We start from the raw sequence: 22,140 nt of genomic DNA, 5'->3' as shown, positions 1-22,140 counted from the left end.
CAATGATGTGTCGCAACCAGACAGCTTGCTGCCGTTCCTTCGGGCGGCAGCAAGCCGTGCTACCATGACCAAGCCCAAGACAGCCGCAACCAGAAGCTCCAGCTTTCCCATCAGCTGCCCCTTTGCAACCGCTTTGCAACTTCGGCTTTCCGGAGGGCAGCGACAGCGTGCCAAACTGGCCGATGGCGCCAGTATCGGAGCCGACGATCCGAAGCGCGGACGAGCCCACGATTGCGCTCGACGTGACGAGGCAGGCGCAGATGCCGGACCTGATCCGCGAATTCCGGCGGCGAAAGGCACAGGGCGTGACGTCTGTCACCCATGGCTTTGGCGTTGCAGGGGAAAAGGGTTCGGGCCAGCGGCCGACCGCGCGTGATCGCGGGACGGCCGCCTTTGCCTGTCCTTGTCAGTGAGCCAGCGGTGCAGCTTCAGCCGCGTCTGCGGGAAGGCCGCCGAGTTGGGTCACGAGCTTCGTGTATGCATCGAGGTAGGCAAGCACGATGATCTGGCCGATCTTCGTGTTCTGGTAGCCGCCACCGGCAACGCCGCCGAAAGTGTTGCCGCCGAACAGGCCGCCGCCACCGAAGCTGATGTCGGACTTGCGGGCATAGCCCTCGGTCAGCGCCTCCTCGACCGTCGTGCGCGAATTGACGATGGAAAGCGTCACGTTCGCCTCGCCCTTCTTCACGTTGAGACCGCCCGCCACCGCGCCGAAGCCGCGACCGAACAGGCCGCCGCCGACACTGCCAAGGATGCCGCCGACGCCGCCGCCGCCCGAGTTGGAATTGGTGCTGACGATGTCAGGCTGCAGGAAATAGTCGGCTGCCTTGATCTGGCCCTTGCCGATGTTCGAGCCCCTTTGCAGCTCGCCCTGTTCGGCCAGGGCGCGTTCCATGGCGCTGCTCTGCAGCGAACGGCCGCGATTGACGAGTGTAAAGCAGCCCGAGCGCTGGACGAAGACGCGCAGGATGGCCTCGGGGCTGCCCAGGCTCAGTTCGCGCCACCACTGGTTTTCGGGCTCCACAATTCCGACGGTGCCCAGATTCTTGGTGCAGCGCGGAATGTCGCGGGTTCCCTGTTCCTGCTGCTTGCGGGCCGAAGACTTGTCGGCCGCCGTTGCAACATGCGGCAAGGCAGCGACTGCGATTGCGCCAAGTGCGCAGGCAAGCTTTTTCATGAAATCCATCCCTCCTGACGGGCGATAAACTGGATTCGCCATCAGCCCACTTCCCGGGCTCGAACAAGTTTAGTCAGGATTTCAAAGTCAACAACAGTTGTTTTCAGTGTTTTTTGTCACATTACTGTGGTTGAATCGCCATGTTGTCTATCAATCGCGCCTTGCCGATCCTTGCCGCGACCAGCAGGCGCATCGGCCTCTGGCTGCGCGCGTCGAGCGGAATGAGGGTGTCGGCATCGGCGATCCGGGCATAGTCGATGGAAGAGAACCCGCCGGCCAGTAGCGTGGCCTCCAGTTGCGCGAGGGCGGCGGCGATGGTTTCGCCTGATTCGACGGCCGCGATGGCAGTCTTCATCGCCGAGGGCAGGGTGGCGGCCTGCCCGCGCTGCTCGGGGGTGAGGTACGCATTGCGCGAGGACATCGCGAGACCATCCGCCTCGCGCACGGTCTCCACGCCGATGATGTTGTCGGCCAGGGGCAGGGTGAGGTCGAGGTCCCGGGCCATGCGGCGGATGACGGCCAGCTGCTGCCAGTCCTTGGCGCCGAACAGGGCGAAATCGGGCCGGACCTGGTTGAACAGCTTGCACACGACGGTTGCGACGCCATCGAAGTGGCCGGGGCGCGAGGCGCCGCAGAAGCCTTCGCTCACGCCCGAGACCGAGATGTTGCTGGCAAAGCCGTCCGGGTACATGGCATCGACGGTGGGCGCCCACAGCAAGTCAACGCCTTCGGCCTGCAACAGTGCCGAATCGCGCTCCAACTGGCGGGGATATGCATCGAGATCCTCACCTGCGCTGAATTGCAGCGGGTTGACGAAGATCGAGACCGCGACATGGTCCGCCCGGGACTTGGCCTCGCGAACGAGTGTCAGATGGCCTTCATGAAGCGCTCCCATGGTCGGAACGAGGGCGAGCGATCCACGCGTGCGCAGAGCGTCGACTGCACGGCGTAGTGGATCAAGTCTGTGGACGGTTTGCATTGCTGACGGCTGCTCCGATATGATGCCCTTGACCGGCTGGCGCGCCGGCCATTAGCCGCAGCGCGCCGGGGGCGGCAATGTATTTGACTTGGTGGCCGGGTGAATAGCCCGCATCAACAGGGAAAGCGAACACAGGTCTCGTGACAGCGCATCGCATCGTCTTCGCCAACGAAAAGGGCGGTACCGGCAAGTCCACTACCGCCGTCCACGTAGCCATCGGCCTTGCCTATCAGGGTGCGAAAGTGGCCGCGATCGATCTCGATCCGCGCCAGCGCACCCTGTTCCGCTATCTGGAAAACCGCGTGGAAACCGAACAGCGACGCGAGATCGCGCTGCCCGGCGCGCGTTTTGCGGTTTACGATGGCGACGACGTGAACGAACTCGACGCGCTTTCCGAGGAAATCGCCGAGGGCTACGACTTCCTGATCTTCGATACGCCCGGCCGTGACGATGTCTTCGCCCGCCACGTGGCGACGACCGCGGACACGCTCGTCACCCCGCTGAACGACAGCTTCGTCGATTTCGACCTCATCGGCCAGGTCGAGAGCGAGAGCTTCCGCGTGAAGAAGTTGTCCTTCTATGCAGAGCTCATGTGGGAAACGCGCAAGAAGCGCGGATTGAAGACGATCCAGGATGGTCGGCGCGAGTTGGACTGGGTGGTGGTGCGCAACCGCGTCCAGCACGTCGAGGCGCGCAACATGCGCCGTCTCGACGAGGCCCTGAAGGAATTGTCCAAGCGCGTGGGCTTCCGCATCGCCAGCGGCCTTTCGGAACGCGTCATCTACCGTGAGCTGTTTCCCTCGGGCCTGACCCTGCTCGACAAGGGGCACCTGGGCGAACTGGGCACCAGCCATCTCGTCGCCCGGCAGGAGCTGCGCAGCCTCGTCGCCGGCCTGAATCTGCCGGTGCCGGCCCGCGACAAGGGCGAACTCGAGCTCGCGTCTCAGGCATGAAGTTCCTGTGGCTGGCAGTGCTGGCCTGCATCGTCTGGAAACTGGCTTTCGGGCGCTGGCCATGGGAATCGCGCAAGCGCAGCGGCAAGGCCTTCCCGCGCGCGCGGGCCCGGGCCCTGCTGGGCGTGTCGGAAGGCGCCAGCCGCAAGGATATCCTCGAAGCGCACCGGCGGCTGATCGCGCAAGTGCACCCTGATCGGGGCGGGTCGAGCGAAAAGGTCCACGAAGCCAACGAAGCGCGCGATATCCTGCTGGCCAACCTGCCGCAGGACAGTACCCCCCAGCCATGAGCCATCGCTTCGACCCGACGATCCTGCGCGAGTACGACATTCGCGGGGTGGTCGGCGAGACGCTGGGCCCCGACGATGCCCGCGCCATCGGTCGCAGCTTCGGCACGCTCGTGCGTCGCTGCGGGGGGCGCAAGGTCGCGGTGGGGCTTGACGGTCGGACCAGTTCGCCGATGCTGGAGGCCGCGCTGGTCGAGGGGCTCGTGGGCAGCGGCGCGGATGTCGTGCAGATCGGCCTGGGGCCGACGCCGATGCTCTACTTTGCCGAAGCCACAGGGGCGGACATCGACGCAGGCATCCAGATCACCGGCAGCCACAACCCGCCCGGGCACAACGGCTTCAAGATGGTGCTGGCAGGCAAGCCGTTCTTCGGTGCGGATATCGCCCGCCTCGGCGCCATGGCGAAGGCGGGGGACTGGGACGAAGGCGCAGGCAGTGTCGAGCTGCGCGAAGTCCTCGATGCCTACGTCGCCCGCATCGTCGAGGGACTGGGCGAAGTGCCCAGGGAGGCGCTGTCCGCGCTGCGGATCGGCTGGGATGCCGGAAACGGCGCTGCCGGGCCGGCGCTGGAAAAGCTGGCGGCGCGCTTGCCGGGGCAGCATTTCCTGCTCTTCACTGCTGTCGATGGCACCTTTCCCAACCACCATCCCGACCCGACCGAGGAAGCCAATCTGGTCGACCTCAAGGCGCTGGTCGCTGCCGAGGGCCTCGATTTCGGGATCGCCTTCGACGGCGATGCCGACCGCATCGGCGTCGTCGATGGCATGGGACGGACGATCTGGGGCGACCAACTGCTCATGATCTTTGCCGAAGACCTGCTGCGCATGGTGCCCGGGGCGACCGTCATCGCTGACGTCAAGGCGTCGCAGGCCCTGTTTGACGCGATTGCCGGGCATGGCGGTGAGCCGCTGATGTGGAAGACCGGGCATTCGCTGATGAAGGCGAAAATGGCCGAGACGGGAGCACCGCTGGCCGGAGAGATGAGCGGCCATGTCTTTTTCGCGCATGACTTCTATGGCTACGACGATGCACTCTATGCCGCGGTCCGGTTGATGGCCGCTTCGGTGCGGCTGGGGCGCTCGATCACCGAATTGCGCGGCGCCATGCCGGGACTGCTCAACACGCCCGAACTGCGCTTCCATGTCAAGGAGAGCCGCAAGTTCGCGGCGGTCGAGGAAGTGCGCCGCCGCCTCGCCGAAGCGGGGGCGGATTTCGTCGCGATCGATGGTGTACGGGTCAGGACACCGGACGGCTGGTGGCTGCTGCGGGCGTCCAACACGCAGGACGTGCTGGTCGCCCGCGCCGAAAGCGGGACGGCGCAAGGGCTGGAGCGGCTCATCGCCGAGGTCGACGCACAGCTTGCCATGTCGGGTCTTTCGCGGGGGAATTGAAGCGCATCCACCCCTGCGCCTCTCGAAAGATGCCGAGGCACTGCAAGCCTGCAGGACCTTGCAAGGTCAGATCATGAGCAGGGCGGTTACCGTTACCGGAACGGCGCAGGCGATTAGGGGCAAAGTGCCGTGCTTGCCCTTGTGCCAGCCCCCGACGCTGCTGGCGACGAAGGCCTTGAACAGGGTGTTGAGGACGACCGGTACGGCAAGGACAAGCCCTGCAGTCCTCGGTGCCAATGTGCCTGCGGGCAGGTTGCCCAGGGTGATGATTGCGGAATCCACGTCCAGCGCCCCCGACAATGCGAGGACGATGGCCAGTTCCCGGTCGCCGTAGTGCTGGAGCACCCATTGCGCCGCCACCGTCAGGGCCATGACCAGCGCGGTCAGGAGCAGGGCAGGCCCGATGTCGAAAGGGTTGCGCATCTCCACTTCGTGGCCGCCCTTTTCGCGCTTTTCCTGCGCCGATTGCCGTAGGTACCACAAGGTCAGGGCGAGGCTGACAGCCATGCCGGGGGCCACGATTTGGGCCAGCTCGGTCAGCGCCGGCGGTGCCAGCACACTCACGAGCGCGAGCACGCGTATGAACATGACCACGGACGCCAGCGAGATCCCGGCGGCCACGATCATGGTTCCCTGCGTGCCTTCCTTCAGCTTGTTGGCGAGCGAGGCGGTGACGGCCGTTGACGAAACGAACGAACCGGCTGCCGCGGTCGCGAGAATGCCGCGGGTTGGCCCGAGGATGCGTGCGGCGAAATAGCCCGCGAAGGAGAAGCCCGAGACGAGCACGACGACGAGCCAGAGTTTGCGCGGGTTCCATGCGTCGTAGGGGCCGAACGACTTGTCCGGCAGCAGCGGAAGAATGACGAGTGCAATCAGCGCGAAGCGCGCGATGGAGAGCATCTCCTTTTCGCTCAGGCGCTCGATCCAGCCGTGCAACTGGGTACGCATGGCCAGGATGAGGACCATCACGACCGCGATGACGATGCCCAGCAGTTCCTCTCCGGTACCTACGAGAAAACCGCAGGCGAGCGTGAGCAGGGCGACCACGCCGGAGGTGCCGTCGATCCGCTGCGAGTTGCGCGTCGCTCGCTCGTACCCGAGGATCACCAGCGCGCAGATCGCCACCAGCAGCGTCGTGGCCGGACCCTTGGCATTGGCATAAAGCAGGCCCGCGAGGCTGCCACCCAGGCCGATGAGAGCGAAAGTGCGGATCCCGGCGAAGCGCGAGCCTTCCGGACGGTCGCGCAGGGCCCAGCCGCGCTGCAGGCCCACAAGCAACCCCAGTGCGAGACCGACACCGGCGGCGGTCAGGTGATCGGTGTCGGCAATCGCTATCATTACACCTCCCCGGGGCGTCGCTTCGGCCTTCTTCGAAGATCGCGGAAGGTGTCGCAAGAGGGACATGCCGGAACCGGGAGAGTTCCCGCTGCATTTCCAGTGGGGAACGCTATGCTGCAGACACGATGAGCCGTGCCGGGACAGACCAGGAATGAGTGAGCAAGCGGGAGTCCCGCCCGAGATTGCGCAATGGTTCCAAGCTCGCGGCTGGCGCGTCCGGCGCCATCAGGCCGACATGCTTGCGGCTGCGGGCGAGGGGCGCCATTCGCTGCTCGTGGCCGATACCGGGGCCGGCAAGACCCTTGCAGGGTTTCTGCCGACGCTGGCGGCCTTCTGCCCGTCGCGGTTGGGAGGGATGAAGCCTGCAGAGGGTCTCCACACGCTCTACGTCTCTCCGCTCAAGGCGCTGGCACACGACGTGCAGCGCAACCTTGTCACCCCGGTTGAGGAAATCGGTCTGCCGATCCGGATCGAGACCCGCAGCGGCGATACGCCTTCGGACCGCAAGGCCCGCCAGCGCGCCCGCCCGCCGCATGTCCTGCTGACGACACCGGAATCGCTTTCGCTGCTGTTGAGCTACCCCGAGGCGCCGGAGCTGTTCTCGACCCTGCAGCGGGTGGTGATCGACGAGGTGCACGCCTTCGCCACGGGCAAGCGCGGCGATCTGCTGGCGCTCTCGCTCGCGCGGCTGCAGGCACTGGCGCCCGCGATGCAGCGCGCGGCGCTTTCGGCGACCCTGGCGGATCCGGATGCCTATCGCGGCTGGCTGGCACCCTGGGGCGACATCGATACGGTCGCGCTTGTCGCGGGCGAAGCCGGGGCCGAACCCGATGTTTCGATCCTGCTCCCGCGCGACGAGCGCATTCCCTGGAGCGGGCATGCGGCGACATGGGCGATCGACCAGCTCTACGAAAAGATCCGCGGCCACCGCACGACGCTGGTGTTCACCAACACGCGGTTCCTTGCCGAGTACATCTTCCAGTGCCTCTGGGATGCCAACGAGGACAAGCTGCCCATCGGCATCCATCACGGTTCCCTGTCGAAGGAGGCACGTCGCAAGGTCGAGGGCGCGATGGCGCGGGGCGAGTTGCGGGCGCTCGTCTGCACGGCCAGTCTCGACCTCGGCATCGATTGGGGCGATATCGACCTTGTCGTCCAGATGGGGGCGCCCAAGGGCTCCTCTCGGCTGCTGCAGCGCATCGGCAGGGCCAACCACCGTCTCGACAGCCCGAGCGAGGCCATACTGGTCCCGGGCAACCGCTTCGAGTTCTTCGAGGCATTCGCCGCGCAGGAGGCGGTGCGTGAAGGCCGGCGCGATGGCGAGGGGTTCCGTCCGGGCGGGTTGGACGTCCTGGCCCAGCACGTCATGGCCATTGCCTGTTCCGGTCCGTTTCGGGAGGAAGACGTCCTGTCCGAAGTACGCTCCACCCAGGCCTATGCATGGGTCGACGAGGGGATCTTCGCCCGGGTGCTCGATTTCGTGGCGACCGGGGGCTACGCACTGCGCTCCTACGACCGCTTTCGCCGGATCTTGAAGGACCGGGACGGCACCTGGCGGTTGACCCATCCCGAGCACGCGGCGCGCCACCGGCTCAACGCCGGGATCATCGTCGATGCCGAGATGCTGGATGTGCGCTTCCGCAACGGGCGCTCGCTGGGCAAGGTGGAGGAGGGCTTCGGCGCGAGCCTGGAGCCGGGCGATACCTTCCGCTTTGCCGGGATGGATCTCGAAGTGGAATCGCTCAAGGATCTCGACCTTGTCGTCCGGGCGGCGAAGCGTTCGGCGACGATCCCCAGTTACATGGGCCAGCGCATGCCGATTTCGACCCATCTGGCGGATCGGGTCCGTGAGATGCTGGCAGACCGCGCGGGCTGGGCGCGCTTTCCCGATGACGTGCGCGAATGGCTCGAAGTGCAGGACTGGCGTTCGCACCTGCCGGCTCCAGGACGTCTTCTGGTCGAGAGCTTCCCCCATCGCGGATTGGCCTACACGACGTACTATACTTTCGAAGGCTGGCCGGCGAACCAGTCGCTCGGGATGCTGGTGACGCGGCGCATGGAGGATCGCGGGCTCGGCCCTCTCGGGTTTGTCGCGACGGACTACGCACTGTCGATCTGGGGCCTAAAGCCGGTGGAAGATCCGGCGGTGCTGCTTTCACCGGACATCCTTACGGACGAATTCGTCGATTGGGTTCAGCAGTCCTACCTGTTGCGCCGCGCCTTCCGCGAAGTCGCGGTCATCTCCGGCCTCGTCGAGCGGCAACATCCTGGCAAGCGCAAGTCGGGGCGACAGGTGACCTTCTCGACCGATCTTATCTACGACGTCCTGCGCAAGTACGAGCCCGACCACCTGCTGATCGAGGCTGCCTGGGCCGATGCCCGCTCACGCATGACCGACGTGGCGCGCGTGGCGGACGTTCTCGACCGGGCGGCGCGAGAGATCGATCATATCCGGCTCGACCGGATCAGCCCCCTGTCGGTTCCCGTGCTCTCGATGATCGGGCGCGAGAGCCTGCCCTCGGGCGCGGCGGATGACGAACTCCTGCATGAAGCGGAGAGCCTGGCCTCGCTTGCCATGCGGCTCGATCCGGCGCTCGATGAATAGATGGGGGATGAATAGATGGGCGTGTCGCCGATGCCGGGACGTTTCTTGCGCGCATGAAAAAAGGGGCGGATCTCTCCGCCCCTTTCCGTGATCCTTGAGGGATCCGCCGGTTTCGACTTACTTGCCGAATTCAGCGTACTGTTCGTTGCCGACGAAGCCGAACTTCGAAACCTTCGAAGCCTTGATCACCTGCAGCACCTTGGCCGAGAGATCGTAGCTGGCCTGCGGCTCCGGCTGGAACTGCAGTTCCGGCTCGGGATCGATGTTGGTCGTATCCACGAGCAGGCGCTGCAGGGTCGCGCCGTCGATCTGGTTGCCGTTCCACATGATCTTGTCGTCCGAGGTGAGGACGACCTTGTTGCGGACCGGGTCGACCGGCGGAGGCGTCGAGTCCGGGGGAGTCGCGACCGGCAGATCGATGTCGATCGAGTGGGTCGCAACCGGGATGGTGATGATGAACATGATGAGGAGCACGAGCATGACGTCGATCAACGGCGTCGTGTTCATTTCCATCATCGGGGCGCCATCATCCTTGCCGCCTGACATTGCCATGGGGTGTTACTCCTGTTCCTGTACGAACGTCAGGCGTTCGGGTCGACGGGGTTCGAGATGAACCCGACCGTCGGGTAGCCCGAGATCTGGACGTTGTAGATCGCACCGGCAATGCAACGCCACGGGGCGTTCACGTCGCCGCGGATGTGCACCTGCGGGATGAGGTCCGGATTCTTCATCAGGGCCTCGGCGCCGCCTTCGCGCTTCACGATCGAGTCGAGGCGCTTGAAGGCACGGTCGCGCAGTTCTTCCGCAGTGACCGGTGTGATATTGTTGAAGTAGACGCGGCACTCGCCATTGCGCGACGCGCCCGTGTACCCGGGTTCACCAGCGCTGCGTCCGCCATCGTCGGTGGTCGAAACGGTGAGGAGCAGGTTCTCGACCTTGTCCTTCGATTCGACCGACTTGATGATCGGAATGTGCAGTTTTTCGATCGTCTGGATCGCGACCGGAACCGCGATCAGGAAGATGATCAGAAGCACCAGCATGACGTCGACGAGCGGCGTCGTGTTGATGTCGGACATCGGTGAGTCTGCACCGCCTCCGCCCGTGGATATCGCCATAGTCTTATCCTAATCCTAGCGTTGCCCTGGGGAGGCGACGGACACGCATGCATCGCTCCGTCGCCTTGGGCCCCGAAAACGCGGCAGCTTGAGTACCTGCCGCGTTCCTAGCGTCTTACGACTTGGCCGGAGCGGCGGCCGGCTTGGCCGGAGCAGCCTTCGCCGGAGCAGTGGCCATGGCGGGCTTGACGGCACCCTTCGAGTTGATGTTCGCGAGAACGTCGTTCGAGAAGCCGGTCAGCATTTCCGCAATGCGCTTGTTGCGGCTCTGCAGGTAGTTGTAGGCGAGAACGGCGGGAACGGCGACGAGCAGACCCAGCGCGGTCATGATCAGAGCTTCACCGACCGGACCGGCGACCTTGTCGATCGAGGCCGAACCGGCGATGCCGATGGCAATCAGAGCGCGGTAGATGCCGACGACGGTACCGAACAGACCGATGAACGGTGCAGTTGCGCCGACGGTGGCGAGGAACGGCAGACCCGAAGCGAGACGTGCGTTGATGGTCGATTCCGAGCGAGCGAGCGAGCCGTGCAGCCAGTCGTGGGCTTCGAGCGAATCGGTCATCTTGGCGTGCTGGTCTTCAGCGGCGATGCCGTCGTCGACGAGCTGGCGCCATGCGCTGTTCTTTTCGAGCTTGGCGGCGCCTTCACGCAGGGTGGGGGCCTTCCAGAAGCTGGTGCGGACAGTGTTGAACTGGCGCAGGATCTTCGACTGTTCGAACCACTTGGTGAACAGGATGTAGAACGAACCGAAGGACATAATGCCGAGAATGATCACGGTCGCGTAGGCGATGAAGCCGCCCTGCTCGAGGGCTTCTGCGAAACCGAATTTGTTCTGAGGCGCGGCGGCTTCGCCGGCAGCGGCGAGGATGTCAACGATAAGCATGCGATTTTACCTCTCAAGAAGAATGCAGGAGTTGGCCTGGGTCCGCATGGGACCCTGCCGTACAGGAGTTAGTTGAGCTTGTAGACGATCGCGGTCGAATACGTATCCGTCGTCGGATTACCCGCGGTGTCGAGGGCCGGGTTGAAACGAGCGTAACGGGTCATGCCGTCACATGCTGCTTCGTCCAGGTCCGGGCTGCCACTCGAGCTCGTGACCGAGCAGGAGGACACCCTGCCGTCCGCGTTGATGGACACTCGCACGCCAACGCGACCTTCACGCTCTTCACGAGCGGCGCGGGTCGGATAGTTGGCCTGAATGCGGGCTGCCCAGCTGTTCATGCCCTTGGGCGTGGCGCCCTTGGACTTGGATGGCGGCGGCGGCGGCGGCGGCGCTGCGGTCTGGATGACCACCGGCGGCGGCGGCGGCGGGGTGATCACAGTCTGCACCGGCGGCGGGGCCGGAGCGATGTTGATCGGCGGCGGCGGCGCCACAATGGGCGGCGGCGGCACATTTTCCTGTTTCGGAGGCGGCGGTGGCGGCTCTTCCTCCTTGGGTTTCTCTTCCTTGATGTCCACGGTGGTCACCTTGTTGATGACCTTCTTCGCCGCCTCGTAGGCGAGGCCCGTGACTAGCGCATAGCCGACGAAGACGTGGATCAGCGCGACAATGACAAGCGCGGTAATCTTATTACCGCTCATTTGCTGGTCAGCGTAAGCCATTCAGACGCATCACTCCATTACCAAGCCCCGGACGAATCCAAGGGCGACCATGGCCTTCGCAGTTGCGAAACCCATGACGAAACTTAAATTACCCACCCTGACGGCTGACAACCCTTAACCCGCAGACGGTGCAACGGGGGTCCGGGCCGAGGGGCTATTTTTTATTTTTGCCCCGTTTTGCGAGCTTCCTTAGCGGTGAAGCCCCCCCTACGCAATGTCTTATGAGCGTGGCAGAGGTTAACCGTCAATTCAGCCCCATTCAGATGAAATTATCGCCAAGCGATTTTGAGCCTGTCAATCGACAAGCCTATACAGGCCGTTCTTTCTACGGAGATATCGTCTCATGTCATCCAAATTGCGCGTACTTGCGACTGGCGTCGCAGGGATATTGCTCGCTTCGCAAGCTCTTCCCGCGATCGCGCAGGAAAGCGCAGCTGCGCCTGCCGGCGTGACTTACGCCGACATCGCCGACCTAGCTGATTCGTCAGGTCTGGTGATCCACGCGCAGATTCGAAAGATGGTGCGGGTGGCCGACGAAAGGGCTCCCGGCCTCAAGCCCGGCCTGGCCCGTTTCTACGTTCAGGCCGATACCAAGGCTTTGCTGACCGGCTCGACGCCGCTCGGCGAATCGGTTGCCTATCTCGTCGACCTGCCGCTCGATGCGCGTGGCAAGGCTCCCAATCTGAAGAAGCAGGACGTCCTTCTTTTCGCACGTGCGGTAGAGGGGCGGCCCGGCGAGATCCAGCTTGTCGCGCCCGAGGCGCAACAGCTCTGGACGCCGCAGGCCGACGCCGAAGTGCGCCGGGTGCTCCAGGCTCTCGTCTCGCCGGATGCTCCGGCGAAGGTGGCCGGGGTCCGCGAGATCCTGTACGTGCCCGGAACGCTGGCCGGGCAGGGGGAAACCCAGATATTCCTGTCGACCAAGGACGGTTCCGCAGCGTCGATCACCGTGCGCCATGAGCCGGGGCAGCCGCCGATCTGGGGAGCTTCCTTTTCCGAACTGATCGCCGATGTCGGCAATCCGCCCAGGCGCGATACGCTCGAATGGTACCGCCTCGCCTGCTTCCTGCCCAACACCCTGCCGCCGAAGGCCAACGTATCCGAAGGTTTCGCGGCCCGGCGCCAGGCCGAATCCGATTACCGCATGGTGCTGGGCGAATTGGGGGTGTGCCGCCGCACGCTGGGTCAGGGCGGCTGAGGGCGCCGCCGCTTCCGAATGGCGCAGGTATCGTCTGTCTGCGCCAAGGTTGCGGGTAGGCCAAGATTGAGCATAGTAGCGGGAAGGTACTGGCAATTCCGCCCCGCCTCGCCTAGGGCGCGCTCCCGAAAGGGAAGTCCATGGTAGAACCGCTCAATATCGCGCTTGCAGGTCTGGGTACCGTCGGTACCGGCGTCGTCCGTCTCATCGAGACCAATGCGGAGCTCATTGCCCGCCGTGCAGGGCGTCCGATTCGCATTGCCGCGGTGAGCGCGCGCGACCGTACCAAGGATCGCGGCGTCGACCTGACGCAGTACACCTGGGAAGACGATCCGGCCGCGCTTGCCGCGCGCGAGGACGTCGATGTCGTCGTGGAACTGGTCGGCGGCTCCGATGGTCCGGCGCTGTCCCTCGCTCGCAAGGCGATCGGCAATGGCAAGGGGTTGGTCACCGCCAACAAGGCGATGATCGCGCACCACGGCCTTGAGCTGGCCTCGGCGGCAGAGGGTGCCGGCGTCGCCCTCAAGTTCGAAGCCGCGGTCGCGGGCGGTATTCCGGTGATCAAGGGCCTGAGCGAAGGCGCCGCTGCGAACAAGATCGAGCGCGTCTATGGCATTCTCAACGGAACCTGCAATTACATCCTCTCCACGATGGAGGATACGGGCCGCGATTTCACCGACGTTCTCGAGGAAGCGCAGCGCCTGGGTTATGCCGAGGCCGATCCGACCTTCGACATCGAAGGCATCGACGCCGCGCACAAGCTGTCGATCCTCGCCGCCATCGCCTTCGGTTCGCGCCTGCGTTTCGATGCCGTCGAAACCATGGGCGTTTCGCCGGTCAAGGCTGCTGACATCGAGCAGGCCCGCTCGCTGGGTTACGTCATCCGCCTGATCGGCATGGCCGAGATCGACCGGCTCGATGGCGGGGTCGGCCTGTTCCAGAGGGTGCGGCCGCATCTGGTCCCGATCGACCACCCGCTCGCGCATGTCGACGGGGCTACCAATGCCGTCGTCGCCGAAGGCAATTTCATGGGGCGCCTGCTGTTCCAGGGGGCCGGTGCTGGCGACGGACCGACGGCCAGCGCCGTGGTTGCCGACATTATCGACATCGCCCGCGGCGAAAAGGGCGCGGCTTTCTCGATGCCCGCAAGCGAGCTTGAGGACATTGCACCGGCGCCGACCGGCCATCGGTTCGGCCGATCCTACCTGCGCTTCATCGTCCATGACCGTCCGGGCGTGCTTGCCGAGATCACCGCCGCCATGCGCGATGCCGGCGTCTCGATCGAGAGCCTGATCCAGAAGGCGCCGTCGGACGACGCCGGCGAAGTGATCATCGCCGTTGTCACCCATGAAGGTCCGGAGTCGGCCGTTACCGAGGCAATGCGCATTCTCGATGGCTCGGACAGCCTGGCGGGCCAGCCGCTGGTAATGCAGATCATCGCCAACTGATTGCGCGGCGGATCGGGGTTTCGGGCGCAGTCTAGCGCGCCGATTCTTCGTCATGTCTTCAGTTGGCGCGCATTTCGCCCTTGGCGATCTTGTCAGCGTCGGAGCCTTCCGGGGCCTTCGGGATCGACGAAAGATCGATGATATAGGGCTGGGTTACGCTGCCGAAACCCATCGTCGCCTTGCCCTTGAAGATGCCGTTCCCGGCAACATCGGGCGCGCGAAGCTGCCCATCGTCGAGCGCTTCCTTGGAATTGGGATCGCTGTCGGCGGTGGACGGCATGCGAAACTCGTCCTGCTTGGGAGCGCAGACGACGATGTCGCCGCGTCGTTCCGGCGTCGAGCAGCGATTGGTCAGCTTGTCCTGCGTTATCCGGCCGCGTGCCATCATTCTTTCCGCCAGTTCCCGGTCGGCTTCGCTCACCTGTGCAGTTGCCGGGATGGGTGCACATGCAAACAGCACGAAAACGAACGGCCAACTTCTCGACAATTTCAATTCCTCTGTCTAAGCGGGCCGAACCTTTCCTCCTCGGATTAATCCGGAGTGAACATGTCCGACAAGAAAACTCCTGCAAGTAAAGTTCTCGATCGCGTTCTCGTTCTCGAAATGGTGCGCGTTACTGAGGCGGCAGCCATTGCCGCTTCCGAACTCATTGGTCGCGGTGATGAGAAAGCCGCCGATCATGCCGCCGTTGAGGCCATGCGCAAGGCTTTTGACGAACTTTATATCGACGGGACTGTCGTGATCGGCGAGGGAGAGCGTGACGAGGCTCCCATGCTATTCATCGGCGAGAAGGTCGGCGGCGCTCCAGATCGTGGGCCGAAGATCGACATCGCCCTCGATCCGCTTGAGGGCACCACGATCACGGCCAAGGCCGGACCGAATGCGCTGGCCGTCCTGGCTGCCGCCGAAGAAGGCGGCCTGCTCAACGCGCCGGATGTCTACATGGAAAAGCTTGCCGTGGGGCCGGGCTATCCCGAGGGCGTGATCGACCTCGACAAGACGCCGACCGAGAACATCAAGTCGATCGCTGCGGCAAAGGGCGTCGATCCGCACGAGATCATCGTGTGCGTGCTCGACCGTCCTCGCCATGCAGACCTGATCGAGGAGCTGCGCGCCATCGGCTGCGGCATCCAGCTCATTCCCGATGGCGACGTTGCCGGCGTGATCGCGGTTACCGACGAGACGACCACCATCGACGTTTACATGGGCTCGGGCGGCGCGCCCGAGGGCGTCCTCGCCGCCGCTGCGCTTCGCTGCGTGGGTGGGCAGATGCAGGGCCGCCTGCTGTTCCGCAACGACGATGAGCGGGCGCGTGCGCGCAAGTGGGGTATCGAGGACCTGAACAAGATCTACACGCTCGGCGAACTGGCCAAGGGGGATTGCATCTTCGCGGCGACCGGCGTGACCAGCGGGTCGCTGCTCGATGGTGTGAAGCGCCTCAAGGGCGGCAAGATGACCACTGAAAGCGTCGTCATGCGCGCAAGTTCAGGGACGGTTCGCTGGATCAAGGGCGAACACCGCCACTGATCGCGTCGTCCAGACGATTCAGGCAGTTAGGCCGGGTCCGTTGGCGCGGGTCCGGCCTTGCTGCTTGTGGCGGGGGAGAAAAACCTGCCGCGCTCTATTGCAATCGCATGACGCATGGCTAGAGGCCTGCGCCATCAGCCCAAAAACTATCGGCCGTCTCGGGGATTCGCGATGAAGATCATGTCCGGCAACAGCAACCTTCCGCTTGCACGCGCTATCGCGGGCTATCTGGAGTTGCCGCTAACCGATGCCAGCGTCCGGCGTTTCGCCGACGAGGAAATCTTCGTCGAAATCCATGAGAACGTGCGCGGCGAAGACGTCTTCGTCGTCCAGCCGACGAGCTTTCCGGCTAACGACAATCTGATGGAACTGCTGATCGGCATCGATGCGCTGCGCCGTGCTTCGGCCAAGCGGATTACCGCGGTCGTTCCCTACTTCGGCTATGCCCGCCAGGACCGTAAGCCGGGACCTCGCACGCCGATCTCGGCGAAGCTCGTTGCCAATCTGATCACCGAGGCCGGGGCCGACCGCGTTCTCTCGGTCGACCTGCACGCCGGGCAGATCCAGGGCTTCTTCGATATCCCGACCGACAACCTCTTCGCAGCGCCGGTCATGGCGGCCGACATCCAGGCCCGCTACGGCGACCAGTCGCTTATGGTGGTCTCGCCCGACGTCGGCGGCGTGGTTCGCGCCCGCGCGCTGGCCAAGCGTCTCGACAATGCGCCGCTGGCCATAGTCGACAAGCGCCGCGATCGTCCGGGCCAGTCGGAAGTCATGAACATCATCGGCGACGTCAAGGGCCGCGCCTGCATCCTGATCGACGACATCATCGATTCGGGCGGCACTCTGTGCAATGCGGCGCAGGCGCTGATGGACGAGGGCGCGGTCAGCGTGACGGCCTACATTACCCACGGCGTGCTTTCGGGCGCGGCGGTTTCGCGCGTGAACAATTCCGCGCTCAAGGAACTGGTAATCACCGATTCGATCCAGGCTACCGATGCAGCGCGCGAATCGGATCGCATCCGCATCCTGACCATCGCCCCGCTGATCGGTGAGGCGATTCGCCGTATCGCCGACGAAAGCTCGGTTTCCAGCCTCTTCGACTGAGGCCGATCCGCTTGTGATCGCATGATGAAGGGCTGGCGCTGCGGAAGCGGCGCAGTCCGGTCAGGCCCAGGGCCTGTCTTCTCCGGGTTGGAGCCGCTTTAGCGCTTCCAGCCTGCGAGCCTGTCGCGATTCCAGCGCCAGGGTCAGGATCGGCTGCGGCGTGCTCTGGAACTGGCGGGGCGACATTCCGAACAGTTCGGTGAACTCGTGGATGAGGTGGCTCTCGTCGTAATAGCGCAGCGCGATCTCGTCGCCTTCGTTCCGGTCCGCCACCCCGCGCAAATGGCTGGCCATGTCGAGCGCGCGGGCGCGCCGCAGCACTTGCTTGGGTGACATGCCGAAGTCGCGGCTGACCATGCGTTCAAGCTTGCGGCGCTCGACACCGCAATCGCGCGCTGCCTGCGCGACTGCGATGTTGGGGTTGCTGAACGCCAGTTCCTCGAATCGGGAAATGATAGGGTCGGGCTGCTTCGCATCGATCTGCTCGATCCGTTGCCGGACCATCTCTTCCAGTTGCTGCAGCCAGTCTTCAGGGCTCCCGTCGGGGTCGATGCGGGAGAGGATCTTGGCCGAGGGCGTTTTGACCTCGTCGGTCAGGACCAGGCGGTCCACGAACTCGCGGACGTGAAGGCCCTGCAGCGTGAGGCAGGCGCCCGGGCGCAGGATCAGGCCGACGCTCGTGAAGCTGCCGGTCACCGTGACGGGCATGCGCCGGGACTGAGGGCCGAAGAACAGTGCGGCCTTGCCGTATTGTTCGGGGCCGGTAGCCGTCACCGCCTTCCAGTCGCCGGCAAGCTGGATTCGCACGCAAGCGGTGTCGTTGAACAGCCCGCAGGACAACTGATAGTCCTCGGGAGCCGTAACTTTTGTCACATAGAGACGACCCACCCACGGAGCCAGGTCCGGCGCGGGAGCTCGGTTATAGGAAAGGGGCTGGCCTCCGCTGGTCACCCCCTGTTCCGGCGCTATGGATGTATCCACGGCCGGACGTTTCTTGCGATGCATGCCCCTCTTTCGTTAAGTTAAAACCCCTTAACCATGAAATACGATGCTGCTCCAAGTCCCGCAATGGAGGAAATCTATACATTCCTTCTAACCGACCTGCAATTTTCTTACAGGTGCTGAAGTTAAGACATTGTCGCTTGACCAGTCCGGAAAGCTGCGGGCACAGGATGTCCATGAAGATCGATCAGGACCTCGCCCTTGCCCTGCGGCTGGCAGATGCCGCCGGAGATGCCATCCGTCCGCATTTCCGCTCCAGGCTCGATGCCGAGCGCAAGGCCGATGCCTCGCCGGTTACGGTGGCCGACCGCGCCGCCGAAGAGGCCATGCGCCGGATCCTCAAGGCGGAAGTGCCACGCGACGAGATCGTCGGCGAGGAATTCGGCACCGAAGCCGGGTCCTCGGGCCGGACCTGGGTGCTCGACCCGATTGATGGCACAGTCTCGTTTATCGCGGGGCGCCCGATCTTTGGCACCCTGATCGCGCTGTTGGTCGACGGCTGGCCTGTTCTCGGGGTGATCGACCAGCCGATCCTGCGCGAACGCTGGGTCGGTGCAAGCGGGCTGGCGACGACTTTCAACGGTCGCGAGGTGCGCACGCGTCCGTGCCGGGAACTTTCCGATGCCATGCTTGCCACGACCGGCCCCCAGTACTTCGATGACCACCAGGGCGAGCACTTCATGGCGCTGGCCGCCCGTACCGATCACAAGCGCATGATGATGGGTGGTGACTGCTACAACTACGGCCTTCTTGCCTCTGGGCAGATCGATCTCGTCTGCGAGGCCGGACTCAAGCTGCACGACTGGGCTGCACTTGTGCCTGTGGTCGAAGGTGCAGGCGGAACGATGTGCGACTGGAACGGTGAACCGCTCCATGCGCAGTCCGAAGGCCATGTCCTGGCCATTGGCGATCCGGCGCGGCTGGAAGACGTGGTCGAGGCCATGGCCTGCCATCACTGATCGGTTGCGGCGCGCGAAAGTGACGCGGCTGAGGCTCTTCGTTTACGGCACGCTTCAACCCCAAGCGGGAACCCGAATGGGCGCGTGGATCGCCGCGCGCTGCCATGCCAGCGCAGTAGCGAGCCTCCCGGGACAGATCCATGCGATCCGCGGCAGCAACGGCTGGTTTCCCGCGCTGGTCCCGGCTGCCTCGGCGCAGCGCGTGCGCGGTACCTTGTGTGAGCTCGAACTTGCGCCCGGTGAACTTTCGCTGCTCGACCGCTATGAAGGCGCCGAGTACCGCCGCGCCGCACTGCCGGTGCGTCTCGGCAATGGCGCGCGGGTCGCGGCACAGGTCTATCTCTGGCGGATATCGCTTCCTGTTCATGCCCGCCCGATAGCTGGCGGCGATTACCTTGCGTGGTTGGAGGAAAGCCGGTTGAGTGCCTTCACCACGTTGCGTGGCGGGGCCTGAGCACCACTCGGCGGCGTCTTCGCGCTTGCCTTGCCGCGATCTTCCCACTAAGGGCGCGACCTTCAATCGACACGGTCGAATCTCCGCGACGGGGATTCGGCGTGCTGGTCTGGCCATGAAGGGCTGCCACGGCTGGTGCGACGTGTCCCTGAAAAGGAGTCGAAAATGCCCAAGTTGAAGACGAAGAGCGGCGTCAAGAAGCGCTTCAAGCTCACCGCCACCGGCAAGGTGAAGCACGGCGTTGCCGGCAAGCGTCACCGCCTGATCAGCCATAACGGCAAGTACATCCGCCAGAATCGCGGCACCGAGGTCATTTCCGACGCCGATGCCAAGACGATCAAGAAGTGGGCGCCCTACGGGCTCAACTGAGGAGTACTGACCGATGAGCCGTATCAAGAGGGGTGTTACCACCCGCGCCAAGCACAAGCGTATTCTGGACCAGGCCAAGGGCTACCGCGGTCGCCGCAAGAATACGATCCGCGTCGCTCGCCAGGCCGTCGAAAAGGCCGGCCAGTACGCCTATCGCGACCGCAAGGTTAAGAAGCGGACTTTCCGCGCGCTCTGGATCCAGCGTATCAACGCTGCCGTCCGCGCCGAAGGCCTGACCTACTCGCAGTTCATTCACGGCGCCAAGCTCGCCGGTATCGAACTCGACCGCAAGTCGATGGCCGACCTCGCCATGAACGAGGGCTCGGTTTTCTCGGCGGTGATCAAGCAGGCGAAGGAAGCGCTTCCGGCCTGATCGGAAATCGCTTTCCACCCGGGCCATTGGCCCGGACCGAGATTTGGATAATGGGCGTGGATGCATGAATCCGCGCCCATTTTCTTGCGTGTTGACATCTTTGCTTTAGGTTTGCCGGTTCAGCGAGGAGCTTGAAAGGATGCCCCCGTCCTGCAAGGTAACTGCGGAATACATGAGTACCTCTCCGAGGTTGCAGCGCTATTTCGCGGGTGTGTTCCTCATCGAGATCGAAGTCGAAGGGGACGGCTTCATCGAAGATTTCATGTTCCCTGACTGGGCCACCCTGCGCTTCAATCACGTGCCGCTGGTCGGCGGCGCCACGCGCGGCGGACAGGCCCTGGGCAAGGCGACTTTCTCCGTCTCCGGGCCGCGCACGCAGGAGGCGTACCTGCGGACGGGGACCATTCGCCAGTGGGGCGTCCTGCTTCATCCGCTTGGCTGGGCCCTGCTGGTCGGGGCACCCGCGCACGAATATGCCAATCGGCTGGCCGATGGCATGACCGATCCCGCATTCGCAAAGTTCAGGCCCCTGGCCGAAGCACTGTTCGGTCCCGAGCCGGACAGGCAAGGCGAACTTGACCGCCTCACCGGCTTTTTCGACGGGCTCGAGCCGCTTCGCGACCCTTCTGCCCGCAGCATCGCCGAAGTCTATGAGGCGCTGTATGATCCGGAGATCGATACGGTGCCGGAGCTGGTAGAGCGGTCGGGCGTCAGCCGCCGCACGCTGGAGCGCCTGTGCCAACGGGCCTTCGGCTTCTCCCCCAAGACCTTGCTGCGCCGGCAGCGTTTCCTGCGCAGCCTTACCGACTTCACCGTCGACCCGACCCTGAAGTGGATGGGGGCAATGGACGCGGCCTATCATGACCAGGCGCAGTTCGTGCGCGACTTCCGGGAATTCATGGGCATGACCCCCTCGGAATACGGGCAATTGTCCAAGCCGGTCGTCGAGCCGGTCATCCGTGAACGCACGCGCTATGCCCGCGAAGTCGCACGCGAGTTGAAGGAAGGTGCGAGCTGGCACGGGATCAAGCCCGACTTGTGAAGAATTGCGCCTTCGCGCCGCGCTATCCTGCTCTTTCGTTGCGATTCGCGGCTGACCTGCCTAAGGACCGCGGCTCGATACCAGCAACGCAGCAGGCAGACGACACGTGGACTACGCAGCAACCGGCCAGGAGGCGCTCTCGCGGATAGCGGGGGCATCCGATCTCGATACGCTGGAGGCGCTGCGCGTCGAGTTTCTGGGCAAGCAGGGCTCGATCTCCGGCCTGCTCAAGACCCTGGGCAAGATGAGCCCGGATGAACGCAAGACCGAAGGTCCCAAGATCCACGGCTTGCGCGAAAGCGTGACCGAGGCGTTGACCTCGCGCAAGGAAGCGCTCGAAACCGCCGCCCTCGACGCCCGCCTCGCTTCGGAGACCATCGATCTCTCGCTGCCCGCGCCCGACCAGCCGCGCGGATCGGTGCACCCGGTTTCGCAGGTCATGGACGAACTGGCCGAAGTCTTCGCCGACATGGGCTTTGCCGTTGCCACTGGCCCCGAAATCGAGGACGACTGGCACAACTTCACCGCGCTCAACATGCCCGAGAGCCATCCGGCGCGTGCGATGCACGACACTTTCTATTTCCCCGATCACAACGAGGACGGGCGCGAGATGCTGCTGCGCACGCATACTTCGCCGGTGCAGATCCGTTCGATGATCGCACAAGGTGCGCCGCTGCGGGTGATCGCGCCGGGCCGTGTCTATCGCTCGGACAGCGATGCCACCCATACGCCCATGTTCCACCAGATCGAAGGCCTCGTGATCGACAAGGGCATCCACCTGGGACACCTCAAGTGGACGCTCGAAACTTTCCTCAAGGCCTTCTTCGAGCGTGACGACATCGTCCTGCGCCTGCGTCCCAGCTACTTCCCCTTCACTGAGCCTTCGGTCGAAGTCGACGTGGGCTATGCCTATGAAGGCGGCCGCCGCGTCGTGGGCGGATCGGGCGATGCGCCGGGGCACGCCTGGATGGAAGTGCTCGGTTCGGGCATGATCAATCGCCGCGTCATCGAGGCCGGTGGGCTCGATCCCGACGAATGGCAAGGCTTTGCCTTCGGTACCGGCGTCGATCGACTTGCCATGCTGAAATACGGCATGGACGACTTGCGCGCCTTCTTCGATGGCGACGTTCGCTGGCTCTCTCACTACGGATTCTCCGCCCTCGACGTGCCGACCCTCTCGGGCGGCGTCGGTACGCCGGCCTGAGCGGAA

General features: G+C 64.3%; 24 protein-coding genes. 15 read left to right on the top strand and 9 right to left on the bottom strand.

The genetic code is table 11. The features are described from left to right. Positions 1-182 precede the first annotated feature (182 nt). Positions 183-413: a hypothetical protein gene (locus J3474_RS04010; protein ID WP_207093165.1), complete on the top strand. Its 231-nt coding sequence runs from the start codon at positions 183-185 to the stop codon at positions 411-413. Here the strand turns inward: J3474_RS04010 and J3474_RS04005 are convergent. Continuing rightward, positions 407-1,177 carry a CsgG/HfaB family protein gene (locus tag J3474_RS04005; protein ID WP_013834462.1) on the bottom strand — a complete coding sequence of 257 codons (771 nt, stop codon included), beginning with the start codon at positions 1,175-1,177 and terminating at the stop codon, positions 407-409. The genes J3474_RS04010 and J3474_RS04005 overlap by 7 nt on opposite strands. A 121-nt stretch (positions 1,178-1,298) precedes the next feature. After that, the gene (panC, locus tag J3474_RS04000) at positions 1,299-2,156 is read right to left on the bottom strand and encodes a pantoate--beta-alanine ligase (RefSeq protein ID WP_207093164.1); all 858 of its coding nucleotides are present in this window, start codon (positions 2,154-2,156) and stop codon (positions 1,299-1,301) included. Positions 2,157-2,296: 140 nt separating this feature from the next. Between panC and J3474_RS03995 the strand changes: the two genes are divergently transcribed. Genes J3474_RS03995 through pgmG form a run of 3 tightly spaced genes read left to right on the top strand, consistent with a single transcriptional unit; the run spans position 2,297 to position 4,787 of the window. After that, a complete protein-coding gene (locus J3474_RS03995) occupies positions 2,297-3,109 on the top strand; it encodes a division plane positioning ATPase MipZ (protein ID WP_013834460.1) in 813 nt (270 codons plus the stop codon). Further along, positions 3,106-3,399: a J domain-containing protein gene (locus J3474_RS03990; protein WP_207093163.1), complete on the top strand. Its 294-nt coding sequence runs from the start codon at positions 3,106-3,108 to the stop codon at positions 3,397-3,399. Before J3474_RS03995 ends, J3474_RS03990 begins: the two co-directional genes overlap by 4 nt. Next, a complete protein-coding gene (gene pgmG, locus J3474_RS03985; protein WP_207093162.1) occupies positions 3,396-4,787 on the top strand; it encodes a phosphoglucomutase/phosphomannomutase PgmG in 1,392 nt (463 codons plus the stop codon). The genes J3474_RS03990 and pgmG overlap by 4 nt, the downstream gene beginning before the upstream one ends. Positions 4,788-4,853: 66 nt before the next feature. On the opposite strand, the gene J3474_RS03980 is transcribed toward pgmG, so the two are convergent. Further along, positions 4,854-6,125 (bottom strand): MgtC/SapB family protein, encoded by a 1,272-nt coding sequence (locus J3474_RS03980; protein WP_207093161.1) that lies wholly within the window; start codon positions 6,123-6,125, stop codon positions 4,854-4,856. A gap of 151 nt (positions 6,126-6,276) precedes the next feature. Here J3474_RS03980 and J3474_RS03975 point away from each other — a divergent pair, with 151 nt between their 5' ends. After that, entirely contained in the window at positions 6,277-8,730 is a 2,454-nt protein-coding gene (locus J3474_RS03975) for a ligase-associated DNA damage response DEXH box helicase (protein WP_207093160.1), read from the top strand. A gap of 117 nt (positions 8,731-8,847) precedes the next feature. On the opposite strand, the gene J3474_RS03970 is transcribed toward J3474_RS03975, so the two are convergent. The 4 genes from J3474_RS03970 to J3474_RS03955 all read right to left on the bottom strand — a co-directional run bounded on the left by J3474_RS03970 (position 8,848) and on the right by J3474_RS03955 (position 11,450). Beyond that, a complete protein-coding gene (locus tag J3474_RS03970) occupies positions 8,848-9,282 on the bottom strand; it encodes a biopolymer transporter ExbD (protein ID WP_007012827.1) in 435 nt (144 codons plus the stop codon). Between the two features lie 29 nt (positions 9,283-9,311). Continuing rightward, on the bottom strand, positions 9,312-9,845 hold the full coding sequence (locus tag J3474_RS03965) for a biopolymer transporter ExbD (protein ID WP_173364740.1): 534 nt from the start codon (positions 9,843-9,845) through the stop codon (positions 9,312-9,314). Between the two features lie 115 nt (positions 9,846-9,960). Next, positions 9,961-10,731, bottom strand: coding sequence for a MotA/TolQ/ExbB proton channel family protein (locus J3474_RS03960; RefSeq protein ID WP_013834455.1), 771 nt, complete (start codon positions 10,729-10,731; stop codon positions 9,961-9,963). Positions 10,732-10,799: 68 nt separating this feature from the next. Further along, complete coding sequence (locus J3474_RS03955) at positions 10,800-11,450, bottom strand: energy transducer TonB (protein ID WP_013834454.1); 651 nt, start codon at positions 11,448-11,450, stop codon at positions 10,800-10,802. A gap of 343 nt (positions 11,451-11,793) precedes the next feature. On the opposite strand from J3474_RS03955, the gene J3474_RS03950 reads away from it, so the two are divergent. Next, positions 11,794-12,648: a hypothetical protein gene (locus J3474_RS03950; protein ID WP_207093159.1), complete on the top strand. Its 855-nt coding sequence runs from the start codon at positions 11,794-11,796 to the stop codon at positions 12,646-12,648. Between the two features lie 140 nt (positions 12,649-12,788). After that, positions 12,789-14,096 (top strand): homoserine dehydrogenase, encoded by a 1,308-nt coding sequence (locus J3474_RS03945; protein WP_013834452.1) that lies wholly within the window; start codon positions 12,789-12,791, stop codon positions 14,094-14,096. Positions 14,097-14,154: 58 nt separating this feature from the next. Here the strand turns inward: J3474_RS03945 and J3474_RS03940 are convergent, their stop codons facing one another. Continuing rightward, positions 14,155-14,517, bottom strand: a complete 363-nt coding sequence (locus J3474_RS03940) for a hypothetical protein (protein ID WP_148275060.1) — start codon at positions 14,515-14,517, stop codon at positions 14,155-14,157. A gap of 126 nt (positions 14,518-14,643) precedes the next feature. Here J3474_RS03940 and glpX point away from each other — a divergent pair, with 126 nt between their 5' ends. After that, entirely contained in the window at positions 14,644-15,624 is a 981-nt protein-coding gene (gene glpX / locus J3474_RS03935; protein WP_013834450.1) for a class II fructose-bisphosphatase, read from the top strand. 171 nt (positions 15,625-15,795) lie between these two features. Further along, a complete protein-coding gene (locus tag J3474_RS03930; RefSeq protein ID WP_007012835.1) occupies positions 15,796-16,731 on the top strand; it encodes a ribose-phosphate pyrophosphokinase in 936 nt (311 codons plus the stop codon). Between the two features lie 60 nt (positions 16,732-16,791). Here the strand turns inward: J3474_RS03930 and J3474_RS03925 are convergent, their stop codons facing one another. Beyond that, the gene (locus J3474_RS03925) at positions 16,792-17,736 is read right to left on the bottom strand and encodes a helix-turn-helix domain-containing protein (protein ID WP_013834449.1); all 945 of its coding nucleotides are present in this window, start codon (positions 17,734-17,736) and stop codon (positions 16,792-16,794) included. A 173-nt stretch (positions 17,737-17,909) separates the two neighbouring features. Between J3474_RS03925 and hisN the strand changes: the two genes are divergently transcribed. The 6 genes from hisN to pheS all read left to right on the top strand — a co-directional run bounded on the left by hisN (position 17,910) and on the right by pheS (position 22,134). Next, the gene (gene hisN / locus J3474_RS03920; protein WP_013834448.1) at positions 17,910-18,692 is read left to right on the top strand and encodes a histidinol-phosphatase; all 783 of its coding nucleotides are present in this window, start codon (positions 17,910-17,912) and stop codon (positions 18,690-18,692) included. Between the two features lie 19 nt (positions 18,693-18,711). Beyond that, positions 18,712-19,146, top strand: coding sequence for a gamma-glutamylcyclotransferase family protein (locus J3474_RS03915; RefSeq protein ID WP_242528180.1), 435 nt, complete (start codon positions 18,712-18,714; stop codon positions 19,144-19,146). Positions 19,147-19,311: 165 nt separating this feature from the next. Continuing rightward, positions 19,312-19,515, top strand: coding sequence for a 50S ribosomal protein L35 (rpmI, locus tag J3474_RS03910; RefSeq protein WP_007012839.1), 204 nt, complete (start codon positions 19,312-19,314; stop codon positions 19,513-19,515). Between the two features lie 13 nt (positions 19,516-19,528). Continuing rightward, positions 19,529-19,888 carry a 50S ribosomal protein L20 gene (gene rplT / locus J3474_RS03905; protein WP_207093158.1) on the top strand — a complete coding sequence of 120 codons (360 nt, stop codon included), beginning with the start codon at positions 19,529-19,531 and terminating at the stop codon, positions 19,886-19,888. Positions 19,889-20,060: 172 nt separating this feature from the next. Then, a complete protein-coding gene (locus tag J3474_RS03900; RefSeq protein ID WP_242528179.1) occupies positions 20,061-20,930 on the top strand; it encodes an AraC family transcriptional regulator in 870 nt (289 codons plus the stop codon). A gap of 106 nt (positions 20,931-21,036) precedes the next feature. Then, entirely contained in the window at positions 21,037-22,134 is a 1,098-nt protein-coding gene (gene pheS / locus J3474_RS03895; protein WP_207093156.1) for a phenylalanine--tRNA ligase subunit alpha, read from the top strand. Positions 22,135-22,140 lie beyond the last annotated feature (6 nt).

The organism is Novosphingobium sp. PY1, from assembly GCF_017312445.1.
In the GTDB taxonomy this organism is placed as follows: domain Bacteria; phylum Pseudomonadota; class Alphaproteobacteria; order Sphingomonadales; family Sphingomonadaceae; genus Novosphingobium.
Note: the sequence above shows the minus strand (reverse complement) of the source record. Positions and strands in the feature narration are given on the sequence as shown.

Bases quoted from the DNA above. Each gene is read 5' to 3' on its own strand.
- glpX (WP_013834450.1), top strand. From the start codon at position 14,644: ATGTCCGACAAGAAAACTCCTGCAAGTAAAGTTCTCGATCGCGTTCTC.
- J3474_RS03925 (WP_013834449.1), bottom strand. From the start codon at position 17,736: ATGCATCGCAAGAAACGTCCGGCCGTGGATACATCCATAGCGCCGGAA.
- J3474_RS04010 (WP_207093165.1), top strand. From the start codon at position 183: ATGGCGCCAGTATCGGAGCCGACGATCCGAAGCGCGGACGAGCCCACG.
- rpmI (WP_007012839.1), top strand. From the start codon at position 19,312: ATGCCCAAGTTGAAGACGAAGAGCGGCGTCAAGAAGCGCTTCAAGCTC.
- J3474_RS03955 (WP_013834454.1), bottom strand. From the start codon at position 11,450: ATGGCTTACGCTGACCAGCAAATGAGCGGTAATAAGATTACCGCGCTT.
- J3474_RS03960 (WP_013834455.1), bottom strand. From the start codon at position 10,731: ATGCTTATCGTTGACATCCTCGCCGCTGCCGGCGAAGCCGCCGCGCCT.
- rplT (WP_207093158.1), top strand. From the start codon at position 19,529: ATGAGCCGTATCAAGAGGGGTGTTACCACCCGCGCCAAGCACAAGCGT.
- J3474_RS03980 (WP_207093161.1), bottom strand. From the start codon at position 6,125: ATGATAGCGATTGCCGACACCGATCACCTGACCGCCGCCGGTGTCGGT.
- J3474_RS04005 (WP_013834462.1), bottom strand. From the start codon at position 1,177: ATGAAAAAGCTTGCCTGCGCACTTGGCGCAATCGCAGTCGCTGCCTTG.
- J3474_RS03975 (WP_207093160.1), top strand. From the start codon at position 6,277: ATGAGTGAGCAAGCGGGAGTCCCGCCCGAGATTGCGCAATGGTTCCAA.
- J3474_RS03970 (WP_007012827.1), bottom strand. From the start codon at position 9,282: ATGGCAATGTCAGGCGGCAAGGATGATGGCGCCCCGATGATGGAAATG.
- J3474_RS03965 (WP_173364740.1), bottom strand. From the start codon at position 9,845: ATGGCGATATCCACGGGCGGAGGCGGTGCAGACTCACCGATGTCCGAC.
- J3474_RS03930 (WP_007012835.1), top strand. From the start codon at position 15,796: ATGAAGATCATGTCCGGCAACAGCAACCTTCCGCTTGCACGCGCTATC.
- J3474_RS03950 (WP_207093159.1), top strand. From the start codon at position 11,794: ATGTCATCCAAATTGCGCGTACTTGCGACTGGCGTCGCAGGGATATTG.
- pgmG (WP_207093162.1), top strand. From the start codon at position 3,396: ATGAGCCATCGCTTCGACCCGACGATCCTGCGCGAGTACGACATTCGC.
- J3474_RS03945 (WP_013834452.1), top strand. From the start codon at position 12,789: ATGGTAGAACCGCTCAATATCGCGCTTGCAGGTCTGGGTACCGTCGGT.
- J3474_RS03900 (WP_242528179.1), top strand. From the start codon at position 20,061: ATGAGTACCTCTCCGAGGTTGCAGCGCTATTTCGCGGGTGTGTTCCTC.
- panC (WP_207093164.1), bottom strand. From the start codon at position 2,156: ATGCAAACCGTCCACAGACTTGATCCACTACGCCGTGCAGTCGACGCT.
- J3474_RS03990 (WP_207093163.1), top strand. From the start codon at position 3,106: ATGAAGTTCCTGTGGCTGGCAGTGCTGGCCTGCATCGTCTGGAAACTG.
- hisN (WP_013834448.1), top strand. From the start codon at position 17,910: ATGAAGATCGATCAGGACCTCGCCCTTGCCCTGCGGCTGGCAGATGCC.